Origin of the sequence: Actibacterium lipolyticum, from assembly GCF_900184935.1 — a bacterium.
GTDB classification, from domain to species: Bacteria; Pseudomonadota; Alphaproteobacteria; order Rhodobacterales; family Rhodobacteraceae; genus Actibacterium_A; species Actibacterium_A lipolyticum.
The window spans coordinates 481,985-504,462 of record NZ_FXYE01000001.1; the positions used below are offsets into that span (position 1 = coordinate 481,985).

At 57.8% G+C, this 22,478-nt stretch carries 21 protein-coding genes and 1 riboswitch; of the genes, 12 read left to right on the top strand and 9 right to left on the bottom strand.

Going from position 1 to position 22,478, the window contains the following annotated elements:
- Window positions 1-92: 92 nt before the first annotated feature.
- Window positions 93-1,232, top strand: coding sequence for an MFS transporter (locus COL8621_RS02390; RefSeq protein ID WP_235823701.1), 1,140 nt, complete (start codon window positions 93-95; stop codon window positions 1,230-1,232).
- Here COL8621_RS02390 and COL8621_RS02395 read toward each other — a convergent pair.
- A complete protein-coding gene (locus tag COL8621_RS02395; protein WP_093966876.1) occupies window positions 1,229-2,617 on the bottom strand; it encodes an MORN repeat-containing protein in 1,389 nt (462 codons plus the stop codon). The two genes, COL8621_RS02390 and COL8621_RS02395, sit on opposite strands and share 4 nt — an antisense overlap.
- A 199-nt stretch (window positions 2,618-2,816) precedes the next feature.
- Here COL8621_RS02395 and COL8621_RS02400 point away from each other — a divergent pair, with 199 nt between their 5' ends.
- Window positions 2,817-4,478, top strand: a complete 1,662-nt coding sequence (locus tag COL8621_RS02400; RefSeq protein ID WP_093965729.1) for an NAD+ synthase — start codon at window positions 2,817-2,819, stop codon at window positions 4,476-4,478.
- Here the strand turns inward: COL8621_RS02400 and COL8621_RS02405 are convergent.
- Window positions 4,475-5,422 carry a 1-phosphofructokinase family hexose kinase gene (locus COL8621_RS02405; RefSeq protein WP_093965730.1) on the bottom strand — a complete coding sequence of 316 codons (948 nt, stop codon included), beginning with the start codon at window positions 5,420-5,422 and terminating at the stop codon, window positions 4,475-4,477. The genes COL8621_RS02400 and COL8621_RS02405 overlap by 4 nt on opposite strands.
- A gap of 248 nt (window positions 5,423-5,670) precedes the next feature.
- Window positions 5,671-6,609 (bottom strand): MBL fold metallo-hydrolase, encoded by a 939-nt coding sequence (locus COL8621_RS02410; RefSeq protein ID WP_093965731.1) that lies wholly within the window; start codon window positions 6,607-6,609, stop codon window positions 5,671-5,673.
- Window positions 6,610-6,772: 163 nt separating this feature from the next.
- On the opposite strand from COL8621_RS02410, the gene gltX reads away from it, so the two are divergent.
- A complete protein-coding gene (gltX, locus tag COL8621_RS02415; protein ID WP_093965732.1) occupies window positions 6,773-8,089 on the top strand; it encodes a glutamate--tRNA ligase in 1,317 nt (438 codons plus the stop codon).
- Here the strand turns inward: gltX and COL8621_RS02420 are convergent.
- Window positions 8,086-8,652 carry a gamma-glutamylcyclotransferase family protein gene (locus tag COL8621_RS02420; RefSeq protein ID WP_093966877.1) on the bottom strand — a complete coding sequence of 189 codons (567 nt, stop codon included), beginning with the start codon at window positions 8,650-8,652 and terminating at the stop codon, window positions 8,086-8,088. The genes gltX and COL8621_RS02420 overlap by 4 nt on opposite strands.
- A gap of 73 nt (window positions 8,653-8,725) precedes the next feature.
- Window positions 8,726-8,812, top strand: a riboswitch (glycine riboswitch).
- 140 nt (window positions 8,813-8,952) lie between these two features.
- Between COL8621_RS02420 and gcvT the strand changes: the two genes are divergently transcribed.
- From gcvT to COL8621_RS02445, 5 genes are all read left to right on the top strand, one after another.
- Window positions 8,953-10,083: a glycine cleavage system aminomethyltransferase GcvT gene (gcvT, locus tag COL8621_RS02425; protein WP_207652071.1), complete on the top strand. Its 1,131-nt coding sequence runs from the start codon at window positions 8,953-8,955 to the stop codon at window positions 10,081-10,083.
- Between the two features lie 11 nt (window positions 10,084-10,094).
- The gene (gene gcvH / locus COL8621_RS02430; RefSeq protein ID WP_093965734.1) at window positions 10,095-10,454 is read left to right on the top strand and encodes a glycine cleavage system protein GcvH; all 360 of its coding nucleotides are present in this window, start codon (window positions 10,095-10,097) and stop codon (window positions 10,452-10,454) included.
- 16 nt (window positions 10,455-10,470) lie between these two features.
- The gene (gene gcvP / locus COL8621_RS02435) at window positions 10,471-13,320 is read left to right on the top strand and encodes an aminomethyl-transferring glycine dehydrogenase (RefSeq protein WP_093965735.1); all 2,850 of its coding nucleotides are present in this window, start codon (window positions 10,471-10,473) and stop codon (window positions 13,318-13,320) included.
- Window positions 13,321-13,405: 85 nt separating this feature from the next.
- Entirely contained in the window at window positions 13,406-13,855 is a 450-nt protein-coding gene (trxC, locus tag COL8621_RS02440) for a thioredoxin TrxC (RefSeq protein ID WP_093965736.1), read from the top strand.
- 72 nt (window positions 13,856-13,927) lie between these two features.
- On the top strand, window positions 13,928-14,629 hold the full coding sequence (locus tag COL8621_RS02445; RefSeq protein WP_093965737.1) for an FkbM family methyltransferase: 702 nt from the start codon (window positions 13,928-13,930) through the stop codon (window positions 14,627-14,629).
- Between the two features lie 47 nt (window positions 14,630-14,676).
- On the opposite strand, the gene COL8621_RS02450 is transcribed toward COL8621_RS02445, so the two are convergent.
- Complete coding sequence (locus COL8621_RS02450) at window positions 14,677-14,883, bottom strand: cold-shock protein (RefSeq protein WP_093965738.1); 207 nt, start codon at window positions 14,881-14,883, stop codon at window positions 14,677-14,679.
- A 726-nt stretch (window positions 14,884-15,609) separates the two neighbouring features.
- Between COL8621_RS02450 and COL8621_RS19070 the strand changes: the two genes are divergently transcribed.
- On the top strand, window positions 15,610-15,774 hold the full coding sequence (locus COL8621_RS19070) for a hypothetical protein (RefSeq protein WP_176438417.1): 165 nt from the start codon (window positions 15,610-15,612) through the stop codon (window positions 15,772-15,774).
- 153 nt (window positions 15,775-15,927) lie between these two features.
- Here COL8621_RS19070 and COL8621_RS02455 read toward each other — a convergent pair whose 3' ends face one another.
- Window positions 15,928-16,170, bottom strand: coding sequence for a hypothetical protein (locus tag COL8621_RS02455; RefSeq protein WP_093965739.1), 243 nt, complete (start codon window positions 16,168-16,170; stop codon window positions 15,928-15,930).
- Window positions 16,171-16,349: 179 nt separating this feature from the next.
- Between COL8621_RS02455 and COL8621_RS02460 the strand changes: the two genes are divergently transcribed.
- Complete coding sequence (locus tag COL8621_RS02460; protein WP_093965740.1) at window positions 16,350-16,553, top strand: YgaP family membrane protein; 204 nt, start codon at window positions 16,350-16,352, stop codon at window positions 16,551-16,553.
- A gap of 53 nt (window positions 16,554-16,606) precedes the next feature.
- On the opposite strand, the gene ettA is transcribed toward COL8621_RS02460, so the two are convergent.
- The 3 genes from ettA to COL8621_RS02475 all read right to left on the bottom strand — a co-directional run bounded on the left by ettA (window position 16,607) and on the right by COL8621_RS02475 (window position 19,936).
- Entirely contained in the window at window positions 16,607-18,262 is a 1,656-nt protein-coding gene (gene ettA, locus COL8621_RS02465) for an energy-dependent translational throttle protein EttA (RefSeq protein WP_093965741.1), read from the bottom strand.
- A gap of 144 nt (window positions 18,263-18,406) precedes the next feature.
- Window positions 18,407-19,003, bottom strand: coding sequence for a hypothetical protein (locus COL8621_RS02470; protein WP_093965742.1), 597 nt, complete (start codon window positions 19,001-19,003; stop codon window positions 18,407-18,409).
- Between the two features lie 339 nt (window positions 19,004-19,342).
- Window positions 19,343-19,936, bottom strand: coding sequence for a hypothetical protein (locus tag COL8621_RS02475; RefSeq protein WP_093965743.1), 594 nt, complete (start codon window positions 19,934-19,936; stop codon window positions 19,343-19,345).
- Window positions 19,937-20,260: 324 nt separating this feature from the next.
- On the opposite strand from COL8621_RS02475, the gene COL8621_RS02480 reads away from it, so the two are divergent.
- Together COL8621_RS02480 and dacB are read left to right on the top strand one after the other, a co-directional pair.
- The gene (locus COL8621_RS02480) at window positions 20,261-20,863 is read left to right on the top strand and encodes a nicotinate-nucleotide adenylyltransferase (protein WP_093965744.1); all 603 of its coding nucleotides are present in this window, start codon (window positions 20,261-20,263) and stop codon (window positions 20,861-20,863) included.
- Window positions 20,864-20,973: 110 nt separating this feature from the next.
- Window positions 20,974-22,434, top strand: coding sequence for a D-alanyl-D-alanine carboxypeptidase/D-alanyl-D-alanine endopeptidase (gene dacB, locus COL8621_RS02485; RefSeq protein WP_235823705.1), 1,461 nt, complete (start codon window positions 20,974-20,976; stop codon window positions 22,432-22,434).
- Window positions 22,435-22,478: the final 44 nt, after the last annotated feature.

The following is a 22,478-nucleotide window of genomic DNA, read 5'->3' on the forward strand; positions in this document are numbered from 1 at the left end:
GGAAACCGTTAATTTGGTGCAGCAAGGTGAAAGGCTTTTCTAATCTGTCGAAAACGGTGCAGTTATGGCCAAGGCCAAGAGGGGAGCATTCGATGGTCATTCATAAGACGCCGTGGCGTGCGGTTGCGGCCATGTTTGCCCTTAACGGCGCTTTGTTTGGGATGTGGGCATCACGCATTCCGGCGGTCAAACTGCAACACGCCCTGTCCGAGGGGAGCCTTGGGTTGCTGCTGCTTCTAATGGCGGCGGGCGCGATTGTGGCGTTTCCGTTCGCGGGGCGCGCGGCTGATCGGCTGGGCTCTGCGTCGATTACGCGGCGGGTTGCTTTTGCCAATCTGATTGCGCTTGTTTTGATCGGGCTTGCCCCGACGGTGTGGGCGTTGGCTGTGGCGCTGTTCCTGTTTGGGGCCACACATGGCGGTGTCGATGTTGCCATGAACGCGTGGGCGGCCGAGGTGGAGCGCCGGGCGGAGCGTCCGATGATGTCGTCTTTTCATGCCATGTTCAGCCTTGGAGCCGGCGTGGGGGCCGGCACCGGTTTTCTGGCGGCTAGCTATGGGGTTTCAATTCTTTCGCATTTCGCGCTGTGCGGGGTGGTGATCACGGCTGTAACGATGTGGCTGGCTGGGATCGATTGGGTTTCTGAAACCTCCGTATCCAAGGGCGCACCGGTTTTTGCCTTGCCCAAGGGCGCGCTGTTCTTCGTCGGTCTTGTCGCGTTTTGCTCGACCATCGGGGAGGGCGGCATCGCGGATTGGAGCGCGGTTTATTTGCAAAGCGTCACCGGCGTGACCCAAGCGAAGGCTGCGTTAGGGTATGTGGTGTTTTCGGTTGCGATGGTCGCAATGCGTTTGGCGGGGGATCGGGTGGTTCAAACGTTTGGTCCGCTGAAAACTGCGCGGTTGGCGGGTGTTGCGGCGACGGTTGGTGTGATGATTGCGGTTGGGTTTGGAACCTATGCAACGGCGCTGATCGGTTTTGTGCTGATGGGGCTTGGGTATGCGTTGATTGTGCCGCTGGCCTTTTCGCGGGCGGCGAATGACCCAATGGTGCCGCAGGGCGTGGCAATCGCCAGCGTCGCGACCTTAGGATATGGGGGCATATTGCTTGGCCCCCCCGTCATCGGTTTCGTGGCAGAGGCGACTTCAATCAGGGTCGCCTTTGGTATCCTTGCGGTGCTTGCATTGTTGATTGTCGGCCTGTCGGGCGCGTTGCGCCAGCGACAGGTTTAGTTTTCAACAGGCGCTTCCACTGCGGGTTCGGCTGTGGTTCCGGCCGCGTTGCTTAGAACGCCGTTTTCCCATTCTCCGGTTTCTTCTTCGCCGGTGGCATAGCGCATTGTGCCTTCGCCCTGACGTTTGCCCGCGCCAAACATGCCGTCATAGACGTCACCGTTTGCGTAGGTCGCGATGCCTTTGCCGTCGATTTCGCCAGCACGCCATTCACCATCATAGACGAACCCGTCAGGCATGGTGATTTTGCCCTGACCATCACGCTGACCGGCGACAAACCGGCCCTCGTAAACTGTGCCGTCGGCGTATGTCGCTTTGCCCGCACCTTCGCGCAGCCCGTCTTTCCACGCGCCAGTATAGGTGTAACCATCGGTGTAGGTCATCGTGCCTTGGCCGTGGTTCTTGGCATTCTTGAACTCGCCATCATAGACCAGCCCGTTGGCATAGGTGGCAACGCCTTTGCCCTCGATAATGCCGGCGACCCATTCACCGTCGTAGGTTGCGCCGTCGGGGTAAGTGATTTTGCCGATGCCATCTGCCAGATCTTCGCGGAACTGCCCAACATAGACGGACCCATCCGGGTAGGTCACGGTGCCGTTGCCTTCGATCCGGCCTTCGTTCCAGTCACCGTCGTACATATAGCCGTCCGTGCCGCGGAACGTCCCGTGGCCCTGACGCGCGTCATTCTTGAATGCGCCTTCGTAGATGTCGCCGTTGGCATAGGTCACTTTGCCCGCGCCGTGCCGTTCGCCATTGACCAACAGGCCTTCGTACACATCGCCATTGGGCTGGGTCAGCTTGCCAAGACCGTTGATCTGGCCGTCTTTCCACGCACCGGTGTAGGACAGGCCGTCTGTCATTGTCAGGCTGCCTTGGCCCGAGCGCTGGCCGTTCTTCATGTCGCCTTCATAGATCGCACCGTCGGGATAGGTGATCAGGCCTTGACCATCCTTCACGCCATCAACCCACGTGCCCTGATAGATAAAGCCATTGGGGCTTGTCATTGTGCCGGTGCCATGGTGCAGCGCGTTGCGGAACTCGCCCTCGTACACAACGCCGTTGGAATAGCGCGCTACGCCACTGCCCGAGATTTTGCCGTCAAGCCAGTCGCCTTCATAGGTGCCGCCATCGGCAAAGGTGATTTTGCCAAATCCTTCGGGTTTGCCGTTGGCGAAACTGCCTTCATAGACTGACCCATTGGGGAAGCGCGCAACACCAGTGCCGCGAATTTCGCCATCAACCCATTCGCCAGAGTATTCGTAGCCATTGGGCAGGCGATAGGTGCCGCGCCCGTCCTGTTTGCCGTTTTTAAAGGTGCCTTCATAGATGCCGCCGTCATCATACTGCTTGGTGATGACCTTATCGGCGTCCTGTGCTGCCGCCATGCTGGCCGCAACAATGAAAATGCCCGTCAGAACTGTGCCTGCTTTGCGCACAAGTGCCCCCTTAACGCTTGTTGCAACCGCCCATTGTTGCGCGTCGAGGTTAAATGAGCCGCCGAGGGCTTACAACGGTTTTCGCCATCAATCGGCTTTCACTTGCCGGTATCTCTGGTAAGACGTCATTTGGACAAAGGGGGCGCCGATGGCCGACAGTTTTCGCCTGACACTAGCACAGCTTAATCCAACAGTTGGTGCGCTAAGCGCGAACGCCGACAAAGCACGCGCGGCTTGGGCCGAAGCGAAGGCCGCCGGTTCTGACATGTTGGTGCTGCCGGAAATGTTTATTACCGGCTATCAGGCCCAAGATTTGGTAATGAAGCCAGCATTTACTGCCGATGCGATGGCACATGTCGATGCTCTGGCAAAAGACTGTGCAGACGGTCCCGCGCTGGGCATTGGTGGCCCGTATTGGGACGGTGAACAGCTGTTCAACGCGTACTTTGTCCTTCAGGGCGGAAAGATCGCAGCGCGCGTGTTGAAGCAACGCCTGCCGAATGAAACGGTTTTTGACGAAGAGCGGTTATTCGCTGAGGGTCCCGAACAAGGCCCGTACAGCATCGGCCCCGTGCGCATTGGCACCCCGATTTGCGAGGATGCGTGGCACGGTGAAAGCGTTTGCGAAACGCTTGAGGAAACCGGCGCGCAGATATTGGTGGTTCCCAACGGCTCGCCCTATTACCGCAACAAGCTGGGCGTGCGCCAATCGCATATGGTGGCGCGGGTCATCGAAACCGGCTTGCCGCTTGTGTATCTGAACATGGTGGGCGGACAGGACGATCAGGTGTTTGACGGCGCCTCGTTCGTGTTGAACCCGGGCGGCAATCTGGCCGTACAGATGCCCGCCTTTGACGAGGTCATCACCCATGTCGATTTTGAACAGACCGCCGAAGGCTGGCGCGCTGTTGACGGTGAAAAGGCTGCGCAACCCGATGCTTGGGAACAAGATTACCGTGTGATGGTCACCGCCCTGCGGGATTACCTCGGGAAAAGCGGGTTCAAAAAGGTGCTGCTGGGCCTGTCCGGCGGGATTGACAGTGCGATTGTTGCGACCATCGCGGCCGATGCCATCGGGGCTGAAAACGTGCGCTGCGTGATGCTGCCATCCGAATATACCTCGCAATCCTCGCTGGATGATGCCGAAGCCGTGGCAAAGGCGTTGGGCTGTCACTATGACTATGTGCCCATCGCGCAGTCCCGTCAGGCGGTGACCGAAACGCTTGCGCCGTTGTTTGCGGGCAAGGCCGAAGATGTGACCGAAGAAAATATTCAGTCCCGGCTGCGTGGGCTGTTGTTGATGGCGATGTCCAACAAGTTTGGGGAAATGCTGCTGACCACCGGCAACAAGTCAGAGGTCGCGGTGGGTTATGCCACGATCTATGGCGACATGAACGGCGGGTATAATCCGATCAAGGATATGTACAAAACCCGCGTGTTCGAAACCTGCCGCTGGCGCAATGCCAACCACCGCGACTGGATGATGGGCCCCGCGGGCGAGGTTATTCCGCCCCGCGTGATCGACAAGCCCCCGTCGGCAGAATTGCGCGAGGATCAGAAAGACGAAGACAGCCTGCCGCCCTATGACGTGCTGGACGCGATCCTGACGATGCTGATCGACGAAGAAAAATCAGTGGCCGAAGTGGTGGCCGCCGGGTTTGAGCGCGAGGTTGTGAAACGGGTCGAACACCTGATCTATATCTCGGAATATAAGCGGTTCCAGTCCGCGCCGGGTCCGCGCCTGACGTATCGTTCGTTCTGGCTGGACCGGCGCTATCCGATTGTGAACCGTTGGCGGGATAACAGCTAAAGCCGCGTCAGCGGGCATTCTGCGACCAACCGTTCCGCGTCCTCGCGCGTGCACAGGCGCGTGGCGTCCGTCATGACCGCCGCGCTGGCCGATGCCGCGCCGCGTTGCAGGGCGGTGCCATAATCGCAGCCTTGCGCCAGCGCCAAGGTGAAACCGCCGACAAAACTGTCGCCTGCGCCGACCTTGCTTTTCACTGGCACATCCGCGGCCATCGCGTGCAGGCGTTCATCTTTCGTGGCCAGAACCGAACCATCGGCCCCGCGCGCCACAATCACGGCTTCGGCGGCCCCCTTAGCAACCAGCGAGGCGGCGAATTCCGCGCTGTCTTCGCGGGTGGGAAGGGGGCGCTTGGCCAGCCCTTCGGCCTCTTCCCCGTCCATGCGAAGGATAAACGGAGGTGCGGTTTTCGCCTCGGCCAGATGGTGAAGGGCATCGCCCGAGGTATCGACGATTACGCGCGCACCGGTGGCCGAAAGCGCGGTACAGACAAGGCTGGCAAATTCCGGCGGGATGCCGGGCGGTTGGCTGCCGCTAAGAACAACATACCCGCCCTGCGGCACGGCATCGGCAATCGCTTTCAGCACGCTGTTCAGTTGGGCCTGATCCCAGTCGGGGCCGGGCATGACAAAACGGTATTGCTGGCCCGTTCCGCGATCAGTCACCGCAAGGCTTTGCCGGGTCGCACCGGGGCTGTCGAAGGGCAGGGTGCTAATCCCTTCATTGGCCAGAAGTCCCAGCAGCATGTCACCGGTTGCACCGCCGACGGCCACCATGGCGCGGCTTTGTCCGCCCAATATCCCAATCGCCCGCGATACGTTGATCCCGCCGCCTCCGGGGTCGGTCATGGGGCGATCACACCGCAGCTTCGGCCCGGCCTCCACATGATCAACCGACGTGGAAAGATCGACCGCCGGGTTCAGTGTAACCGTTAGGATGTCGTGCATAGGGTACTGCCTTGTCTGCCGTTTTGCGCAGAGTGACAGGTGGCGGCGGCTTCGCCAAGTGGTGAACGTCGCGCAAAATCTGGGCCGAGTGTGTTGAGGCAGGCGGAACGGTTAAGTTCTTGCGCTTAGATTTCCGCTCAATTGTAGCCTTGAGCAGAAATCGGATTCTGGACAACTTTCCAGCACCCGCTAGTCGCTTCATATTCAGAGGGCAGCTCAGGGCGCCGAAACGCCCTGAGTGGGTTTGTTTACGACGCGGTTAGCATCATCTGATAGCTGGCCGGGATATAGCGGAAGCTGTCATCGCGGGCCTCGACATAACCCAGCGCGGGGAAGGGCATGTGATACCCGATGAACGGGATGCCATCGGCGGCCATCATATCCAGCATCCGGCGGCGGGTGGCTGCTGCGGCGGCTTTGTCCATGTCGAACTTCACCTCCCAATCAGGGTAGCCCACCGACCAGACGTAGTGGTTGGCAAAGTCCGCGCCCAGCACAAGGTTCTTTCCCTCGCTTTCCAGCATATAGGCCATATGCCCCGGCGTGTGCCCAAACGCCGCCATTGCGGTGATGCCCGATGCGACAGAGCCGTTATCGTCAAGGAAGGTCATCTTTTCGGCCAGCGGCTTTACCTTGCCGTCAAAGCCATCGTTGCCCATCTTGCCCCAGGCGTCGAACTCGACCGCGCCGGTGACATATCGGGCGTTTGCGAAAGTCTGACCTGCATCGCCCGACAACCCGCCGATGTGATCGCCGTGCATGTGAGTGATGACGACGGTATCCACCTGATCCGCGGAATAGCCTGCGGCCTCTAGCGCGCTGGTGATGCCGGCGGGGTTTAGGCCGGTGTCAAACAGCACAAGTTCGTTGCCAGTATTGACCAGCGTCGGTGTGAAAAAGAACTGCGCGGCGTCCACGGGGATGTGGTTCTTTTTCGAAACGGTGGCGAATTCATCCTCGGTCACGTTCATGCCGAAGATGGTTTGGGGGTCTGGCACGGTGCGTGTACCTGCCAAAAGCGTGGTTACTTCGAACCCGCCCAGTTTGAAGCGGTTGTAGGGCGCAAAGCCCAAGCCGTCTTGCATGGGTGCTTTTGCTTTGGCGGCGGTGCTAAGGCCGCCAGCCAACGGCAACGCCGCGCCGCCGATTAGTGCCTGACGGCGGGTCAGTGAAAATGGATTAGCCATGATAATCTCCCAGCGATGTAATCAGTCCCATGGGGATGGTAGCCTTGATCGGCGGTTTTTCCATCTCACGAGGTTGCGAGCAGGGCAGATTGTCAGCAAAAGCCCTTGTCATATGGACAATTGCGCCCGTCTGTGAAACAGCAGCGCCCAACAGGAGACCGCAATGACCGTTACCCGTTTCGCCCCATCGCCCACCGGATATATCCATGTTGGCAACCTGCGCACCGCGCTGTTCAATTATCTGATCACCCGTAAGGCGGGTGGACAGTTCATCCTGCGTCTGGATGACACGGACCCTGAACGGTCAAAGCAGGAATACGTTGATGCCATCAAGGAAGACCTTGAATGGTTGGGCATCACATGGGACCGGGTCGAACAGCAGTCAAAGCGGTTGGATCTGTACAACGAAGCATCCGACAAGCTGCGCGAAATTGGCCGGTTTTACGAATGCTTCGAAACGCCGACTGAACTGGACCTGAAGCGTAAGAAGCAGCTGAACATGGGCAAGCCGCCGGTCTATGACCGCGCTGGTTTCAACCTGTCGGAAGATGAAAAAACCGCGCTGCGGGCGGAACGTTCGGGCCACTGGCGTTTCCTGTTGGATCAGGAACGGATCGAATGGAACGACGGCATTCTTGGCGACATCTCTATTGATGCAGCGTCGGTGTCTGACCCGGTTCTGATCCGTGGCGACGGCCAGTACCTCTACACGTTGGCATCCGTTGTGGATGACACTGAAATGGGCATCACCAATGTTGTGCGTGGTTCGGACCACGTAACAAACACAGCGACCCAGATTCAGATCATGCAGGCGCTGGGCGGAACGGTTCCGACCTTTGCGCACCATTCGCTTTTGACTGGCCCGCAGGGCGAGGCGTTGTCGAAACGTCTTGGCACTTTGTCGTTGCGCGATCTTCGTGCGCAGGGTGTTGAACCTATGGCGCTGTTGTCTTTGATGGCGCGTTTGGGTTCTAGCCAACCGATCGAGCTGTGTTCGACGATGGACGAGCTGATCGAAGGATTCGACATTTCGAACTTTGGCGCTGCGCCAACCAAGTTTGATGTGAATGACCTGTTCCCACTAACCGCCCGCCATCTGCATGCCCAGCCACTGTCGGCTGTGGCTGACGATGTGGCCGCGCTGGGCGTTCCTGCCGATAAGGCCGAGGCGTTCTGGGGCGTGGTTAAGGAAAACATCACCGTTAAGGCAGACATGGCTGAATGGTGGGATTTGTTCCAAAACGGAACAACGCCGCTGGTGGAAGATGAAGACAAAGATTTCATCGCGCAGGCATTCGAAATGCTGCCAGAGCCGCCCTATACCAGCGAAAGTTGGGGCCAGTGGACCGCAGCGGTGAAAGAGGCGACGGGTCGTAAAGGCAAGGGTCTGTTCATGCCGTTGCGCAAAGCCGTGACTGGCCGCCAGCGTGGTCCAGAAATGGCCGACGTGCTGCCATTGCTTCAGAAAAAGCCGGGTTAAGCGGCGACCACATTCGCAGATACACGGACGAGTTGCGCATCGACCAAGCGCTTCTCATCCGCGTGCAGGGTTTGGTGGCGCGGATAGATTGGCGCGCTTCGGTCATCCTTGATCGGGGCGTCCCAACCATCGGTGGTGTCGAAAAAGCGGATAACGCCCGCTTCGCCATATTCGCGCAGATACCCCTGAACAACCACATCAACATAACTCAGCAAGATCGGGTGCCGCGCATCTGGCGAATCTGAATGTTGCGGCGCGACGGCATAGATTTGCACATCACCGGCGTCGGGCGCCTGATGGTGCAGGGGGCCGGTCACCGGGTGCCTGTCATATGCATGTTCACGTTCATCCAGCGCGGCCCAGTCGTGGCCGGGGACGGCGGCGATTAGCCCGTCGATCTGTTCGCCATGCGCCGGAACCGCTGTCAAAAACGCAACCGGGCGCAAAGTGGTGTGCCGCCACGCCCTGCGCCAGCCGGAAATCTGTGCCGGGAAAGCATGCGCATAGCTGTGCGTCGCACGATTAACGAGCGAGCCATAGCCGAAAAAGAAGGGATCTTTCATAACAAACAATGTGCAAACGCTGTTGGTGAATTCAACCCCTTGCCGCATTGCGGCACTTGATCTAGTGTCTGCGACATTCGCAGCGGGAGAATCTGGTTTCCCAGTGCCGAAGGAGCAACCGCCCCGGTAAACTCTCAGGCAAACGGACCTCTGCGAACGAAGAACTCTGGAGAGTGGCGCTTGCGCCCGCCGAAGGGATAACGATCTCAGGCGAATGGACAGAGGGGGCATCGGGTTTGCGGCCATTCAGGGTCGTTCGTGCGATGCCGGGATCTGACCGGCTAATATGGGATGGGCCGGATGGCAGAACTGAACCGAACGGGGCTTTACGACTTACACGTGGAACTGGGCGCCAAGATGGTGCCGTTCGCGGGCTATGACATGCCGGTGCAATATCCGCTTGGCGTGATGAAGGAACATTTGCATTGCCGGGCCGCAGCGGGGCTGTTCGACGTCAGCCATATGGGGCAGGTCATCCTGCGCCCGAAATCCAGCGATCTGGCCGATGCCGCCTTGGCGCTGGAGACTCTGGTTCCGGTCAGCGTTCTGGGCCTGAAAGAGGGCCGCCAGCGGTACGCGTTTTTCACCAATGACGAAGGCGGTATTCTGGACGATCTGATGGTTGCCAATCGCGGTGAGCATCTGTTTTTGGTCGTAAACGCAGCTTGCAAAGCCGCCGACATCGCGCACCTGAAAAAGCACCTGTCAGACACCTGCGATATTACCGAAATCACCGACCGCGCGCTGTTGGCGCTGCAAGGGCCGCAGGCCGAGGCCGTGTTGGCCGACCTTGCCCCAGGCGTGGCAGAGATGCGGTTCATGGATGTCGCGGTGCTGTCGTCTGACTTTGGCGATCTGTGGGTGTCGCGGTCCGGTTATACCGGCGAGGACGGCTTTGAAATCTCGGTCGCGAACGCAAACGCCGAACGTTTTGCGCGGGCGTTGCTTGTGCACGACGCGGTTGAACCCATCGGTCTTGGGGCACGCGACAGCCTGCGGCTAGAGGCGGGGCTTTGCCTGTATGGCAACGATATCGACACGGCGACTTCGCCGGTTGAGGCCGCGCTGACATGGGGCATCCAAAAGGTTCGCCGTACAGGTGGTGAACGCGCGGGCGGCTTTCCCGGCGCGGAACGCATTTTGGATGAACTTGATAATGGCACGCGCCGCCTGCGCGTCGGCCTGCGCCCAGAAGGGCGGGCGCCGATGCGGGCAGGCACGCAGTTATTTGCCAGCGAAGATGCAGCGCAAGCCATTGGCGAAGTGACCTCTGGCGCGTTCGGCCCATCGATCGAAGGGCCAATGTCGATGGGTTATGTCACCAGCGAACACGCCGCAACCGGCACAACGATTTACGGCGAGGTTCGCGGCAAACGCCTTCCCGCCACGATTGCGGCTCTGCCGTTCAGACCATCCACCTATAAACGTTGAGGGACGTTACGATGAAATTTACCGAAGAACATGAATGGCTGCGCGTCGAAGATGATGTGGTTGTTGTAGGTATCTCAGAACACGCCGCCGAACAGTTGGGCGATGTAGTGTTTGTGGAACTGCCCGAAGAGGGCACCGAGGTTACCAAGGACGAAGAGGTCGTGGTGATTGAAAGTGTCAAAGCGGCGTCTGATATCCTTGCCCCCGTCGATGGTGAAATCGTTGAGGTGAACGAGGCATTGGTGAACAACCCCGCCTTGGTCAACGAAGACGCACAGGGTGATGCGTGGTTCTTTAAGATGAAGGTCGCGGATATGGCCGATCTTGACGAATTCATGGACGAAGCCGCCTATAAAGACTTCATCGCGTAAGCCGGAGCCAGCGCAGATGCCATTTTCCCCGACCGATTATCAGCCTTACGATTTCGCCAACCGCCGCCATATCGGCCCATCCCCAGAAGAGATGGACGAGATGTTCAAGGTTCTGGGTATTAACAGTTTGGAAGAGCTGATTGACCAGACGGTGCCGCAAAGTATCCGTCAGGCCGATCCGTTGGAGTTCGGCAAGCCGAAATCCGAACGGGAACTGATCTGGCATCTGCGACAGGTCGCCAAGCAGAACAAAGTGTTCACCACGATGATCGGGCAGGGGTTCCACGGCACCGTGACGCCCCCGGCCATTCAGCGGAACATTCTTGAAAACCCCGCTTGGTACACGGCCTATACACCCTATCAGCCAGAGATTTCACAGGGTCGGCTAGAGGCTCTTTTGAACTATCAGACGATGATCTCTGATCTGACAGGGCTGGAAATCGCCAACGCCTCGCTTCTGGACGAGGCGACGGCCTGTGCCGAGGCGATGACAATGGCGCAGCGCGTGGCCAAGTCGAAGGCCAAGGCGTTTTTCGTTGATGAAAACTGCCACCCACAGAACATCGCCGTGATGCGCACCCGAGCAGAGCCGTTGGGGATTGAGGTGATCGTCGGCGCGCCCGAAGATCTGAACGCCGAACAGGTGTTTGCCGCGATCTTCCAATATCCCGGCACATACGGCCACCTGACCGATTTCACCGACGCCATCGCGGCCCTGCACGGGGCCAAGGCGTTGGGAATCGTTGTGGCGGATCCGATGGCCCTGACGCTGTTGAAAGAGCCGGGCGCGATGGGCGCTGATATTGCCGTTGGCAGCACACAGCGTTTCGGTGTGCCGCTTGGGTATGGCGGGCCGCATGCTGCGTATATGGCGTGCAAGGATGATTATAAGCGCGCGATGCCCGGCCGGATCGTGGGTGTGTCGATTGATGCGCGCGGGAACAAGGCCTATCGGCTGTCCCTGCAAACGCGGGAACAGCATATCCGCCGTGAAAAGGCGACCTCGAACGTGTGCACGGCGCAGGCGTTGTTGGCGGTGATGGCCAGCTTTTATGCCGTTTTCCACGGTCCCAAGGGCCTTCGTGCGATTGCGCAGCGTATTCACGTGAAAACCGTTCGTTTGGTGAAGGGGTTGGAGGATGCCGGGTTCGATGTGCAGCCCAAGGCGTTCTTTGACACCGTAACGGTCGAAGTCGGTGCCATGCAGGGCGTGATCTATGACGCCGCACAGGCGCGTGCGATTAACCTGCGCAAGGTCGGTAAGACCAAGCTGGGCATCACGCTGGATGAAACCACGCGTTCGGCAACCATCGTTGATCTGTGGGCGGCTTTTGGGATCACCCGCAAAGACGATGACCGCACCCCAGAATTCCGCGCACCCGAGGCGCTGCACCGGCAGTCCGAATATCTGACCCACCCGGTGTTCCAGATGAACCGCGCCGAGACTGAAATGATGCGCTATATGCGCCGTCTCGCGGATCGTGACCTTGCGCTTGACCGTGCGATGATCCCGCTGGGGTCCTGCACGATGAAGCTGAACGCCGCGGTCGAGATGATGCCGATCACCTGGCCCGAATTTTCGAACGTCCACCCCTATGCCCCCGCCGATCAGGCCAAGGGATACGCCCAAATGATCGATGATCTGTCGGCGATCCTGTGTCAGGCAACGGGCTATGACGCGATGTCGATGCAGCCAAATTCAGGCGCGCAGGGCGAATATGCGGGCCTGTTGACCATCGCCGCCTATCACAAGGCGCGCGGCGAAGGGCACCGGAATGTCTGCCTGATCCCCGTGTCGGCGCATGGCACCAACCCGGCCTCGGCCCAGATGTGCGGGATGAAGGTTGTGGTCGTGAAGTCCGCCGAAAATGGCGACATCGATCTGGCCGATTTCCGCGCCAAGGCCGAAGCGGCGGGCGATAACCTTGCCGCGTGCATGATCACCTATCCCTCTACCCATGGTGTGTTCGAAGAGACCGTGACAGAGGTTTGTGACATCACCCATGAATTCGGCGGGCAGGTCTATCTGGACGGCGCGAACCTGAACGCGCTGGTCGGCCTTGCAAAGCCCGGAGAGATTGGCAGCGACGTCAGCCACCTGAACCTGCACAAGACATTCGCCATTCCCCATGGCGGCGGTGGCCCCGGCATGGGGCCAATCGGGGTTAAGGCGCATCTGGAACCGTATCTTCCCGGTCACCCGGAAACGGGCGGGCAGGTGGGGCCGGTTTCGGCATCGCCATATGGCTCGGCCTCGATCCTTCTTATCTCGTGGGCGTATTGCCTTGCGATGGGCGGGGCGGGCCTGACGCAGGCGACCAAGGTGGCGATCTTGAATGCCAACTACATCGCCAAGCGGTTGGAGGGCGCATATGACGTGCTGTTCACTGGCGTCAAGGGGCGTGTGGCGCATGAATGCATCCTTGATACCCGGCCATTCAATGAAAGCGCTGGCATCACGGTGGACGACATCGCAAAGCGGCTGATCGACAACGGCTTCCACGCCCCAACGATGAGCTGGCCAGTGGCGGGCACGTTGATGGTTGAGCCCACAGAATCCGAAACCAAGGCAGAGCTTGACCGGTTCTGCGATGCCATGCTGGCCATCCGCGATGAAATCCGCGCGGTTGAGGCAGGCGAGATGGACGCAGATAATAACCCGCTGAAACATGCGCCCCACACGGTGAACGATCTGGTTGCGGATTGGGACAGGCCATACAGCCGTGAACAGGGGTGTTTTCCACCCGGTGCGTTCCGGGTGGATAAATACTGGCCGCCAGTCGGGCGCGTGGACAACGTATTCGGCGATCGGCATTTGGTGTGCACCTGTCCTCCGCTAGAAGACTACGCCGACGCGGCAGAATAACGAACCCAAGGGCGGCCAAGTGCCGCCCTTGTAGTTTGTGACAGCGGTTAATACATCGCTCCTAACTTTGATGTAGGAGGCGAAAATGACTGCAAGCCTTAAACTTGTCTGTCTTGAGTGTGGCAGTGCAAATCGCGTACCCGCAGACAAGCTTGGCGCGGGGCCAAAGTGCGGCACCTGTGGCGGGCGGTTGGCTGACGGTAAGGTCCGGGCGCTAGATGTATCGACGCTGCAAAAGGCCGCGAAGACAGACCAGACGCCGTTGTTGGTCGATTTCTGGGCGCCATGGTGTGGCCCGTGCCGCGCAATGGCACCGCAGTTTGCGCAGGCAGCACAAAAACTCGCGCCCGACGCGCGCTTGGCGAAGATCGATACCCAGGAACATCCCAAAGCGTCGGCGAAATACGGAATCCAGGGAATCCCCGCGCTTATCCTGTTCCAAAATGGGAAAGAGGTCGCACGGCTTGCCGGTGCCCGACCGGCGTCTGACATCGAAAAATTCGTGCGGGCTAAGGCTAAAATGCCGACGAAATAGCCGGTTCAAATCGCTGTACCTAGTGCGGCGGATTGCTTAGGGTTTGGCGAAACCAAATTAAGGGGCGTTACGATGTCTGATGCGACCGAAACCACAGAAGTGGCCGCGAACTGTCTGGGTGTTGATGTCCCGCATTCCCCTTACCTAAATGAAACTCGGATCGAACGTATCAACGGTGCACGGTACGAAGGGCAAGAGATCAAGGGCGCGTTGCATGTTGTGCAAGAAGGCGACCACGTACTTGAACTTGGTGCCGGGCTGGGAATCGTTGGGTCAGTTGTCGCCAAAAACTGCAAACCGGCGCGTATGATTTCGTTCGAGGGGAACCCGTCGCTTATTCCGCATATTGAGAAATTGTACGCGATGAACGGCTTGGGCGACGTCATCTCTGTTCGCAATCAAGTGTTGATCAGCGCCAAAGATCGCCCCCAATCGCTGCCGTTCCATGTTCATAAAAGCTATTTGGGTTCATCCCTGAACCCAACAGCGGTGCGGAGCAAGGAAACGGTTGATGTGGCGACGGTGGCTTATGATGACGTCCACAAAGACCTGAAGCCAAACGTCGTCCTAATGGATATCGAGGGTGGCGAACTGGAATTTTTGGAGCACGCAAACCTTGATGGCGTGCGCGCCATCGTGATTGAATTCCACCCCGGCGCCTATGAGGTTTCTGGGATGCGCCGCTGTAAAACGATTTTGCGTGAGGCCGGGTTTGCCCCGATTGAGGGGCTTTCGTCACGTACTGTCTGGGTCGCGGAACGCACAGAAAAGTGACAAAAAAAGGGCGCCAATGGCGCCCTCTTCAATCTCTTTAGCCTAAATTAGGCCAGAGCGATGTTGGTTGCGCTTTCGCGACCGTCACGGCCAGCTTCGATGTCGAAGGTGACTTTCTGGTTGTCAGCAAGCGTACGCAGACCAGCGCGTTCCAGTGCAGTGATGTGCACGAACACGTCTTTGCTGCCGCCATCGGGTGCGATAAAGCCGAAACCTTTAGTTTCGTTGAACCATTTTACGGTGCCAGTAGCCATCCGTAGTCTCCTAAATTATGCTGCCCGCGTAGGTGCGGCAGCCCGGCTTAGTCAGTGCAAGATCGAAGGACTGACAGCCGTAGAAGGAAGACAGTGGTCGATAGAGAATAACGTCGCCTTCCCCACATGCGCCTTATGTTTCTTATTTGCAAGGGGAAAGGTGGAAAATTCACGCGGCCGTTACCATGCGAAGTTTTCACATTTGTCGCGGCTAGCAACAGTTGCAGTGATGCCGATGGTCGGAAAACAGGCCAGAAAATCATGCTGTTTTGGAAACTGGCGACCACAAGCCCCGAGGATGCGAGGCTTGCAGCCGCTAGGTTTACTGCGAGAAACGCTGCAGCGACTGGTTACAGTATTGAGCTTAGAAGATAGTAATTGAGTAGATATCGGAAGAAGCCGAAACGTCCCTGCACATTCACAAAACATACGCACCGCAGGGGTAAAAATTCCCGGCTTTTCGAACTCAATTGCAAAAATCAATCGTCTCAATACCTAACCGTACCGCATCGCGCGAAACAAAAAAGGTCTGCAATACCGGACTTTTCGGGCAGAATTACGGCAAAAGTATAGCGCGCTTGAAAAACTCATCTTTAGGTTGTAGCGTTGATTCTATCGGAGGTTGAATGATCCAGGCTCTTGCGAAGAACCACTCACAGGATCACGAAACTGGCCGAACCGAAATTGACGACCTACAAACGACGACCAACAAACGAGGACTCTGCCATGACCACTCTTCTGGATAAAGCCCGCACCGGACGCAGCAACGCCCTTGCCAACCGTCTTTCCACCCAGTCGGATTGCACAGTAGACATCGGAACTCGTGAACGCTTCCTGGCACCGCGCCGGAACGAAAGCCTCCCTTTTATTTCCGCCCGCGCACGGTTCTAATTCCTCCCTGCGGGGAAATGCCAAGACGTCATTGAGCAGGCGGGCCGCCGCTACGGGGTATAGGTGCACACCCCGTGCGGCGTAACGCAAAGAATATCTAGTTTGGATGGTTAACGCCCAGCAGGTGGTCTGCTGGGCGTATTTTTATTGGGATCAGTTGTCGCGCTTGCCTTTTGAAGCTGGGCCGACAGTATTGTCCAACTTGCCCTTAGCCCGCTGAACCATCTTGCCACGCATTTCATTCTCGCCGGGGGTGTCCGCGCTCTTTTCCTGATTGGTATCATGGTATTTTTCGAGCAAGGTATCGATTGCCGTTGTCCACGGGTTCGCGTGCCCTGCGAAAGCGGGCGTAAAGGAAAGCGCAGTCAGCGCTGCGGCAAAGGTCAGTAACTTCATTGTTCTTCCTGCTATTATTGGCTGTTAAAGGGCTCGTGCCGAGGTGAAGGGGACCCGACACAAGACCCTTTTCTGTCGCCGCAATATAATATGCATGATATTGAATGTAAGTGGGCGGCTTCCTATATATATAGGAAGCGCGCGGAAGACCGCGCATCAGTTCAACATAGGATGAGAAAATGACCTTAGATCGTGCCGTAATGCTGTTTGCAGGTATCATGATCCTGCTTAGCGTCGTTCTTACCGTTTATGTTTCGCCGCTTTGGATGTGGTTCACCGTGTTCATCGGCGCGAATCTGATCCAGTCGTCATTCACCGGGTTTTGCCCAGCGGCGATTGTGTTCAGAAAACTTGGTGTGAAAAGCGGGTCTGCTTTTGCATAAAAGGCAAAGGCCCCAAAAGAAAAAGCGCGGAGGAAACCTCCGCGCTTTTCTGTTTAGCGACTGAATTTTTTGTACTTAACCCGTTTCGGTTCGACCGACTCAGGGCCAAGGCGACGGATCTTGTCTTCCTCGTAGGCTTCGAAGTTGCCTTCAAACCATTCCACGTGGGCCTCGCCTTCGAAGGCCAGAATGTGTGTACACAGGCGGTCAAGGAAGAAGCGATCGTGCGAGATGATGACCGCGCAGCCGGCGAAATCTTCCAACGCCGCTTCCAGCGCCTGAAGGGTTTCAACGTCCAAATCGTTGGTAGGTTCATCGAGGAGGAGAACGTTACCGCCCGCCTTCAGCAATTTGGCCATGTGGACACGGTTACGTTCACCGCCCGACAGAAGGCCAACCTTTTTCTGCTGATCGCCGCCCTTGAAGTTGAAGGACGAACAATAGGCGCGGCTGTTTACTTCGGCGTCGCCAAGCTGAACGATGTCCAGCCCGTCCGAGATTTCTTCCCAAACGGTTTTGTCCGCGCCCAACGCATCGCGGGACTGATCGACGTATGACAGCTTAACGGTGTCACCAATGGTGACAGAGCCGGAATCGGGTTCTTCCTGACCAGTCAGCATACGGAACAGCGTGGATTTACCGGCGCCGTTCGGGCCGATGACGCCGACAATGCCACCCGGGGGCAGGGCAAAAGACAGGTCTTCGATCAACAAGCGGTCGCCGTAGGCTTTGCTCATGTTTTCGATCTCGATCACCTTGCCGCCAAGGCGTGGGCCGTTGGGGATGATGATCTGAGCGCGCGACAGTTTTTCGCGTTCGGACTGGCCAGCCAGCTCTTCATACGCATTGATACGCGCCTTTTGTTTGGCCTGACGGGCTTTCGCACCGGCGCGGATCCATTCCAGTTCGCGCTCAAGCACTTTCTGTTTGGATTTGTCTTCGCGCTGTTCTTGCTCCAGCCGTTTGGCTTTTTGATCCAGCCACGCGGAATAGTTGCCTTCGTAAGGAATGCCGCGGCCACGGTCGAGTTCAAGGATCCAGCCAGTGATGTCATCCAAGAAATACCGGTCGTGCGTAACGCACAGGATGGTGCCCTTGTATTCGATCAGGTGCTTTTGCAGCCAAGCGATGGTTTCCGCGTCAAGGTGGTTGGTCGGTTCGTCAAGCAGCAGCATGTCAGGTGCTTCAAGTAGCAACTTGCACAGCGCCACGCGGCGTTTTTCACCACCGGAGAGGGTTTCAACGGGTGCTTCGTCGGGGGGGCAGCGCAGTGCCTCCATCGCGACGTCGATCTGGCTGTCCAGGTCCCACAGGTTGTTGGCGTCAATCTCGTCCTGAAGCGCGGCCATTTCGTCGGCAGTTTCGTCAGAGTAGTTCATGGCCAGTTCGTTGAACCGGTCAAGCTTGCCCTTCTTTTCTGCCACGCCCAGCATCACGTTTTCACGGACGGTCAGGTTGGTATCCAGTTCGGGTTCCTGTGGAAGGTAGCCAATTTTGGCACCTTTCGCGGCCCAAGCTTCGCCGGTGAAATCCTTGTCGATGCCCGCCATGATGCGCAGCAATGTGGATTTACCCGCGCCGTTGACGCCGACAACACCGATCTTAACGCCGGGAAGGAAGGAGAGGCGGATGTCCTCGAAGCACTTTTTGCCGCCGGGATAGGTCTTGGACACGCCGTCCATGTGATAGACGTATTGGTAAGATGCCATTTGCCGCCTCTTTCAGAGAATTCGCTTTGGCAATCATCTAGACAACCAAGCGCAAAAGGGCAATCGCTGCGTTCAGGTGGCGAAATCCAACAAAAAACGGCGCCTCGATTGAAGCGCCGTTTTGAACGTTATCTGGTGTTGTGCTTAGGCCGCTTTACGGCGACGGCGGCGTGCCACGATCGGCAACAGGCCAAGACCGCCAGCAAGCGCTGCGCCTGCGAATGGCACGGGCACGGTGCTTACAACGCCAATCGTGGCAGTTGTGGAATAGCCGGGCTGTAGCGCATTGCTGGCGTCATCAAACCCGACGGTGACAATACTGCCATCCGAAAGCGTGATTGTGACGGGGCTATCGTCCCATGTCAGAACACCGCCAACCAGCGAACCCGCAATTACCGTATAGGCGTTGTTCGTACCAGTTATCGTGGTTGTTGCATCAACCGGATCAGTGAAAGCGAGTGTCGCAACGATGTCATAGGTCCCAAAGCCGCGTCCGCCTGCGGTGTCGAACTCTAGAAAGTCAAACGTTTCGGTCGCGCCTTCAGCGATTGTGTATGTCCCACCAAGCGAGCTGGACAGCGATGCAGTTGCGACGCAGTTACCAACGATGCAAGTGGTGTTCGTCATGGAGACGCTTGATGCGCCAACATCGATTGTAAAGTCGATTGTCGATGCATTCGATGCATTTGCGGCAAGCGCGAATGTGCCGGCCGCTACAAATGCAAGAGCAGTATGCTTCATTTCCGTTACCCTTAATTTCCGCCGATTTTCCCGAAAAAGTGGGCCACCAGCGTGCTTTTGAAAATTGTTTTAGTGCTGGCCAGAAATTAGCACCCCATGCTGCGCGCGCAAAAGGTTAACGAATGCCTAATGGAATATTCGCAGGGAAAACAACCTAGGGGGGATCGCCTGAAGCGACTTACGCGCGAAAGCTGCGCAAAAGTGCTGCTAAAATAGGCGAAATCGGAAAATTTCGACCTATCACACCGAAAAGGCACGTGACCTTTCGCGACTCATGTTTCGCAAACGAAGCTAAATCGCCTGCGAAACACTAAAGCTCAATTCTTTCGGTCGGGCCGATTAAGCCGCCTTGCGGCGACGGCGGCGTGCGACCAATGGCAGTAGAACAAGCCCACCACCAAGCATCATAGATGCGCCCGGCAGAGGAACGATGCTGAGAACCGTAAAGGTTGCCGATGTCGTCACGCTGTCGGTCAATGCGACAAAGCCTTGTTCGAATTCCATCAGGATTTCGGTGCCATTCGCCAGTGTGATAACTGTCGTGGCATCATCCCAAGACAGGCCACCCAGCAAGATCGTTTCGATCCCGTTCAGTGCGGCCACCGCACCAGACACGGTTGCCGTGGCGCCCAGCGGGCCCGAGAATGCCAAAGTTGCTTCGATGTCGTAAACTCCGAACCCAACACCACTGCCAGCGGCAAAGGTCAAGAAGTCGACAGTAGCAGAGTCGCCTTCGCCCAGCGAATAAGTGCCGCCAAGCCCAGAAGCAACGGACGCGGTAAGCGAGCAGGTGCCAATGCAGCTGGTCGGCGTCAGCGATACGCTGGAGGCGCCGGTATCGATTGTGAAGTCGACGGTCGAAGCCTCTGCAGTGGAAAGTGAACCAAGTGCTAGAGAGCCAACCGTAGCGAGTGCAAGTGCAGCGGTTTTCATTCCAAAATCCTTTTAGCGCACTGTCATGCTCTGAACTTGAGCGGCGCATGGTGTCTATTAACTCACTGATTCATAGCACGATCCGCCACATTTTAACAGTATTAACGCCGTATTTTAGGCGAAGTTCCGCCATGAAATTTTCATGTTCAACAAAGCGTTTAAAATTCATGTATTTCAATCGGTTCTGGAAACGATCACTGTCTGGCCTGTTATTTTGCTTCGCTGCGACTGCGAAAAAATGTGGAGCGCGCAATTTGTCGCATCAATTGACAGCCGCGAGGGATTGGATGAATAAGCCCCTGCTGGCCCGAACGGAGGAACCAGGTGCGCCATAGTTTGCCACATGCGGCTCCGGGCCAGATTGTTGGGCTTTTGGGCGGGTCATTTGATCCCGCACACGACGGTCATGCCCACATCACCAAAGAGGCCCTAAAGCGATTTGGCCTTGATCAAGTTTGGTGGCTTGTGTCGCCGGGCAATCCGTTGAAGGCAGAAGGGCCCGCCCCGATGGCACAACGGCTGGATGCGGCGCGGCGTGTGATTGCGCACCCACGTGTCAAAGTCACCGATATCGAAGCGACCATTGGCACGCGGTACACTGCGGCGACCCTTAGTGAGCTGAAGCGGCTTTACCCCTCCACGCGGTTCGTTTGGCTGATGGGCGCGGATAACCTTGCGACTTTTCACAAGTGGGATCGCTGGGAATGGATTATGGAAAACGTCCCGATTGGGGTGATCGCGCGTCCGGGCCTGCGCCTTTCGGCGCGGGTTTCCAAGGCGGCAGAGCGTTATGCCCGATACCGCATCCCCGCGCGGGCGTCATTTACGTTAGGGCGCTGTGATCCGCCCGCGTGGTGTTTTGTGAACATTCCAATGGTCAATATCTCCTCTACCGAAATTCGCGCCAAAGGCGGTTGGGCGCGATAGCACGAATTTGTCACCGCAATAGGTGGTGTTCGGGCTTGTTCGTCGGGCGGTGATTTGGTTCACTCCGCCGCATGAGTAATAGGTCTTTCAAGGTTTCGCGGCGCTGGGTGATGGCTGGCCTCTTGGCTGGTGTTGCTGACGGCGCTTTGGCCGAGCCGCTTTCGCGTTCTATCGCGCCCCGTGCGCGCCCCGGTGATTATCGAAAAGCTGCGGTCGCCAGTGTTGATGGGCTGATCGCCAAGGCCGGGCTTAGCGGTAAGGTCGGATTCGTCGTCGCAGATGCGCGAACCGGTCTGGTGCTAGAGGCGCGAAACCCATCGGTGCCGATGCCACCAGCCAGCACCGCGAAGGTTCCCACGGCACTTTATGCACTAAGCGCATTGGGTAGCGGTTACCGTTTCAGAACGCAGTTGATTGCAACTGGATCGGTGCAGGGTGGTAGCCTTGCCGGGGATCTGGTGCTTGTGGGCGGTGGTGACCCGGTTCTGAATACCGATCAGTTGGGTGATTTGGCGGCACGGCTAAAGGCGGCTGGCGTGCGCGAAGTCCTGGGTAAGTTCCGGTATTATGCCGGCGCGTTGCCACAGGTCGCATCGATTGATCCGGGGCAGCCAGATCACGTGGGGTACAATCCTTCGATTTCCGGGTTGAACCTGAATTTTAACCGGGTTCATTTCGAATGGCGCCGGGCGTCCTCTGGCTGGGACGTGTCGATGGATGCGCGGGCTGAACGCTTTCGCCCTCAGGTTAGCGTTGCGCGGATGAAAATCGTGAACCGCCAGGTGCCCGTCTTTACCTATAGCGACGGAAAAGGCGTTGATGACTGGACAGTTGCCAGCGGCGCGTTGGGCAAGGGCGGAAGCCGCTGGCTGCCCGTCCGCAAACCCGCAGCTTACGCCGCAGAGGTTTTCCAAACGCTTGCGCGCGGGCAGGGGGTCGCCATGCCGCGCGCGTCTGAAATGACGAACCCGCCGCGTGGCACCGTGTTGGCACAAACGCAAAGCCCGGAATTGCGCGTCATTCTGCGGGACATGTTGAAATATTCGACCAACATGACGGCAGAGGTTGTTGGGATGACCGCGACAGGAACCGCGACGGGGCGGCCTGCTTCGCTTTCGGCGTCGGCGTCCAAAATGTCCACTTGGTTGCGCGAGACGTTGGGTATGACGCAGGCAAAGTTTGTGGATCATTCCGGCTTGGGCGAACAGTCGCGGGTTTCGCCCGGTGATATGGTGCGCGCCCTTGTTAAGGTTGGGCCTGATGGCGCGTTGCGCCCGATCCTGAAAGAGCTTTCGATGCTGGATGCCAAAGGCAAGGCAGTAAAGGGCCATCCGGCGCGCATCCGGGCAAAGACAGGCACTTTGAATTTTGTAAGCGCGTTGGCAGGGTATGTGACAGCCGAAGATGGGACGGAACTGGCGTTCACGATCTTTGCCGCGGATGAAGGACGCCGGGCAAAGATCGCAAGAAGTGATCGCGAACGCCCCGAAGGTGCGTCGGGGTGGAACCGGCGCGCGCGAATTTTGCAGATGCAGCTGATCGACCGTTGGTCAACGCTTTACGGGAGTTGATCGCCCGGCTGCTTGAAATTGTGGTCTTGAGGGATGAGCTTGCG